The following is a 5,001-nucleotide window of genomic DNA, read 5'->3' as shown; positions in this document are numbered from 1 at the left end:
CGGGCGTCGTCAGAGAGGTCGCTCAAACGTCGTCGATGGAGTCGGCGACGCGGCAAGTTTCGCGACAGCGGACACCGACCGGCCCAGCCGCAGCGGCGGCCTGCCGGCACGGCGGTGACCACCGCCGCCGGCCGCGGTGGCCGGGTGTGCAGGGGTGGGCGCGGCCGTCTCGAGGCGGATGATGGTGTGCGCGACCGACCGGCTGCGGCTTTGCGGAGCGCCTCGGCGATGCGCCTGCGGTCTATCGGTCCGCCGTCTTGTCCACGAACGCCTGCGGTTGGGCAGTCGAAACGGCACCTACCGTCTGTTGGCGCCGCACAGTAATCCAACGCCCACCGGCCAGCTTGCGGCAGTGCCGCCCTCTTGAGTCCCGGCGTGCCGGCCGTTGGCCGCGTGTTGGCCGCGTGTTGGCCGGTGGCCACGGGTTAGTGGTCACCGGTCGCGACGCACGGCGTCGTGTAGTACAGCGGCGCGAAAGCGAGGTTGCCCTCGCGGCTCGCCTCGATCAGCCAGTGCTCTGCTTTGCGCCGCCAGGAAGGCGTCAGCGCGGCACTGATGCCTGTCCGGGCGACAGCGGCTGGCAAGAGGACGTGTTCGAGGCGGGTCGTGGCGATTTGTTCGCCTCGCCGGCGCCAATTCACGCCGGCCGCGACGGCCCGGGCAGCACCAGTTCGTAGTGATCCCACGGGTGTATCAGCTGCCACCGGTCCGGTCGCCTCGATGTGGACCAGCTGCGCGGCGAACCCGGTCTCGCGGACCTTGCGACCGGCTCGCAAGCCTCGCCGATCAGCCTGCCGCAGATCCGCGGCGGATCCACATCAAAGTCTTGAGCCGCCCAACGGCAAGCGCCAAGAGGCCGTTTGCACGCGGCCAACAGCGGCCAACAGCGGCCAACAGCGGCGACGTAGCACAGCAGCCCTACACCAACAGTTGTTGGTTTCCGTCCGCGGCGGCTGTTGCCCAACAGCAGCGCCCCTCGAGAAGGTGTTGACCACCCAGCCGTCCGCTGTCGGGCAACAAGTATGACCAGCAAATGGAGATGTTGAAATCTGTTGGCCTGATATTTCGCGCCCGTACGGCGAATCCTTTTTGGCGCGATGGCCATTGGAAGGTGCAACACGGTCCGTCGGCCCAGGAGTCGGCCGCCTTGATCGCGGCCGGCCGCGTCTGGCCGCCGCGCATGTAGCGGCGGGAATGCGGACTATCTCGGGTTGTCATGGTGTGAGGCGAAGTCCGCCGCCCAAGGCGGTCACCGTCTCTGGGTTCAGTTGGCCTTTGGTGCCGGTGCGGCAGCTTCCACCACGCAGTCGCGGTGTGAGCGGCGGTCCGGGCGGCTCGGCGGCCGGCCGCAGGCGTGAACAGAGACAGGAAGAATGAGAGAACGAGGATCAGGAGAGGGCACGCAGGTGTGCCCGTACGGTGCGGAACATTGATCTTCACCTCCCGCCCGGTGCCGCTGCGCCGGGTGCCACCTGCCACTCATCTGATCGCCCACGAGGACGTACTCGTGTTTGTCAAGAATTCGAGGACGACCGGGGCCGACCAAGGCCTGGATCGTCACGACGGGCCAAGTAGGCCCTGCAGGGCAGACCCCCGGAACCATCGGTCAGGGGTCGTTGCCTGTCGGGACTAGCGGGTCCAGCGGACGAAGCGTTCGAACAGGTCGGAGACGGGCTCGTTGTCAAGGTGCCTGGTGGCTTCTTCTAGGTTCAGCCACATGTAGATGACCAAGCTCATCGAGTCCATCTCCCCCGTCAGCGCCTCACGTGCCGGGTCGCACGGCCAGGGCTTGGCACAGGCACGGCAGTTCCACGACGGCCGCGCGGCAGTGTGGTCTGGGGTCATGGGGCCTTCCGCCCCTCATACATGCCCGGTGCGATCTCCATGAGCTCGTTCCGTGGATCTGCGGCCAGGAGGGCCAACCAACTGACGGCTGGCCGTCCAAACCGGCGCGGCTGGTCATCGCCCCACTCGTCTACTTCTGCATTGCTGGTCAACTTCCATTTCGCTCTGGTCACATGTAATACCGTACGTGACTAGTAGTCATATGGAATAGTCCACGTGACTACCTCATACGTACCTAGTCTCGCGACATGGGCAGGTTGGTCTTGATGGGTGCGGGCGAAATCCAGGCGCGGCTACGCGTCGGCCGCCAGCGCGCCTACCAGATCATCACGCGCAAGGACTTCCCCGAGCCCTATCAGGAACTGATCATGGGCAAGGTGTGGGACAAGGAAGACGTCGAGGCTTGGATCAAGGCGCACCGCCCTCATCTCGACGACGAGGACGCCAAGTGACAAATGTGGCGCGCAGGACGATCGCCAGCGAGCTCGCCGTCCGATACAGCCAGCTCGAGAAAGGCAGCGCGAGCAAGCAGCTTCGATGGATTCGTCATACCCGGCGCCAAGTGATCCAGCGCTCGACGTCGGTGGCGAGCCGACCTTTCCAGCGTCCAGTTCGGCGATGGGTGCCGGGAAGGCTGGACGGCGGGTGAGCTGGTAGAGGCGCTGACGGCCGACACCGAGGCGGATGCGGATTTCGTTTGCACCCATCAGCTCCAACCGCTCTCCAACCACCCCCTCAATATAGGCGTACGACAAGTAGCTGGGCACCTAGCCTGCGACCAGGCGTCTTGGGCCGTCGAAGAGGCCTCGAGCGAGGGAACCCGGCTGGCCACCGAACCGGTGACCACCAACCTGTATGCGCTGTTCCTCCGCGTGCAGAACCACGTCCGGCCGGTTGTGTCCTGCGAGCTGCAGGCCGTTGGTCCGCCGCCTGCCATTGGCACGTGGGGTACAGACGCCCAGGCCTTCATCGACTGGCTCAACTCGTTGGACGAGGCCACGATGTCGCCTTACCCGGCTACCCAGTGCGGCCGAACTCGATGGGCGGCACTCCCGACTGCAGCTCGGTTTACGCCAGAACGGACGGCAGGGCGCCCTGAGGAGGGCCGAGGTCGAGACCGACGGCAACGGCCGGCCGATCGTCCGCTCCCGCAGTTGGACACGTCCCGGCATCGAGCACCCCTACAAAATGACCAGGCAGGAAATGCAAACGGCACTTACTGACGGACTGGTCGCGACCGGAGAGCTACGCTTCGTGCTGGCCGCGACCCTTCACGCCCAGGTGATTCTGGTCGCCGCATCGCTGCGTGCCGTTCGTGCCGACGCCGAGGCGACTCGCCGGATCACCGTCAAGCGCTTAACCGGTGGATTGCGGGCAGCCCAGACAAAGCTCGAGACGCTGAGGGAGTACGGAGCGCCGTTGCACGACATTGAACGTGCGCAGGCGCACATCGAGAGCTGGGTCCGTGCCGTACGCAGGGCGAACGGTAAGTCCCCCATTCGAGCAGCCCGTCCTCGAACATCCCGAGGAGGAATGCGTGTCAGGTCAGCAGCTCTCGGGCGCTGGCTGCGATGCCTGCGGGAGCCATGCCGTAGCGGTCGAGCAGGAAGCCGGCGGACCCTGTGGGGGCGAACTCCGGCACGCCCAGGATCTTCATCCTGGCCGGGTGGCGCTCCGCGAGTGTCTCCGCGACCGCGCCGCCCAGCCCGCCCGCTCTGGTCGCCTCCTCAGCGGTCACGATGCCGCTGGTTTCGGCAGCTGCCGCGACGACAGCGTCGACGTCGAGCGGTTTGACCGTCGGCATGGACAGCACGCGCGCCTGAATACCGTCTGCTGCCAGCTGCTCGGCGGCGACCAGCGCGCGCCACAGCACCGTGCCGTTGCTGATCAGCGTGACGTCGTTCCCTTCGCGGATGGTGATTGCCTTGCCGGGCCGGAACTCGTAGTTGTCGGGGTAGACCTGCGGAACGCTCATCCGGCTGACCCGGATGAACACCGGACCCTCGGTCACGGCGGCCCACCGCATCGCCGCGGCGGTTTCCACCGGGTCGGCCGGCACGACGATGACCATGTTGTCGATGGCGCGCAGCCACGCGATGTCCTCGATCGAATGGTGGGTGGGCCCGAGTTCGCCGTACGCCATGCCCGGGCTCATCCCGCACAGCTTGACGTTGCGGTCCGAGTAGGCAACGTCCGCCTTGATCTGCTCCAGCGCCCGCGCGGTCAGGAAGCAGGACGCCGCCGACACGAACGGGATGCGCCCGCCGTTGGCCAGTCCGGCCGCGACACCGACCATGTCCTGCTCGGCGATGCCGACGTTGATCAGCCGGTCCGGGAACGCCTTCTTGAAGGCGTCGAGCTTGCTGGAGCCGACGGAGTCGTTGACCACCCCGACGATGCGGTGATCGTTGTGGGCGAGATCGGCCAGGGTTTTAACGTAAGCGTTGCGGCAGTCGTACCGCGGCTGCTCGGCCAGCGAAGTCATGCGGCGTCCAATTCGCTCAGGGCGTGCTGAAGTTCGTCGGCGGACGGCACCCGGTGGTGCCAGGCGGCGTTGTTGCTCATGAAGGAGATCGGGTGCCCCTTGTGCGTGTGCGCGATGACGAAGGTCGGTTTGCCCGGCCGGAATGGCACTGCGGACAGCACGTCGTACAGCTCGCCGTGGTCATGGCCGTTGATCTCCACCACGGCGAAGCCGAACGCGGCGGCCTTCTGCTCGAGCGGGTCGAGGTCATTGGTCTCCCGGACCGTGGCGCCCTGCTGGAGCCGGTTGCGGTCGACGATGACGGTCAGCCGGTCCAGCTCGTACTGTGAGGCGGCCATCATCGCCTCCCAGTTGCTGCCCTCCTGCAGCTCGCCGTCGCCGACCAGCACGTACGTGCGTCGCCGGGACACGTCGAGCTTCGCCGACAGGGCGTGCCCGACGGCGATGGGCAGTCCGTGCCCGAGCGGCCCGGTGTTGGCCTCGACGCCGCGGACCTTCTTGCGGTTCGGGTGCCCGTTGAGCGCCGACAAGGGCTTCAGGAAGGTCGCGAGCTCCTCGACCGGCAAGAAACCGAAGGCTGCGAGGGTGGTGTAGAGGATGCCCGCGACGTGGCCCTTGGACAGGATGAACCGGTCCCGTTCCGGGTCGTCGACGCTGTCCGGGCCGATGGC

At 66.7% G+C, this 5,001-nt stretch carries 4 protein-coding genes; 1 reads left to right on the top strand and 3 read right to left on the bottom strand.

Features of this window, described 5'->3' with window-relative positions:
- Positions 1-425: 425 nt before the first annotated feature.
- A complete protein-coding gene (locus AB0M20_RS26850; protein WP_364302777.1) occupies positions 426-776 on the bottom strand; it encodes a hypothetical protein in 351 nt (116 codons plus the stop codon).
- Between the two features lie 1,317 nt (positions 777-2,093).
- On the opposite strand from AB0M20_RS26850, the gene AB0M20_RS26845 reads away from it, so the two are divergent.
- Positions 2,094-2,297 (top strand): DNA-binding protein, encoded by a 204-nt coding sequence (locus tag AB0M20_RS26845; RefSeq protein ID WP_364302775.1) that lies wholly within the window; start codon positions 2,094-2,096, stop codon positions 2,295-2,297.
- 1,088 nt (positions 2,298-3,385) lie between these two features.
- Here the strand turns inward: AB0M20_RS26845 and AB0M20_RS26840 are convergent.
- Positions 3,386-4,330: a transketolase C-terminal domain-containing protein gene (locus tag AB0M20_RS26840; RefSeq protein ID WP_364302773.1), complete on the bottom strand. Its 945-nt coding sequence runs from the start codon at positions 4,328-4,330 to the stop codon at positions 3,386-3,388.
- Positions 4,327-5,001, bottom strand: a 675-nt coding sequence (locus AB0M20_RS26835; protein ID WP_364302771.1) for a transketolase, incomplete at its 5' end; no start/stop codon positions are given. The genes AB0M20_RS26835 and AB0M20_RS26840, both read right to left, overlap by 4 nt.

It is taken from the genome of Actinoplanes sp. NPDC051633, assembly GCF_040681735.1.
Lineage (GTDB): Bacteria > Actinomycetota > Actinomycetes > Mycobacteriales > Micromonosporaceae > Actinoplanes.
Note: the sequence above shows the minus strand (reverse complement) of the source record. Positions and strands in the feature narration are given on the sequence as shown.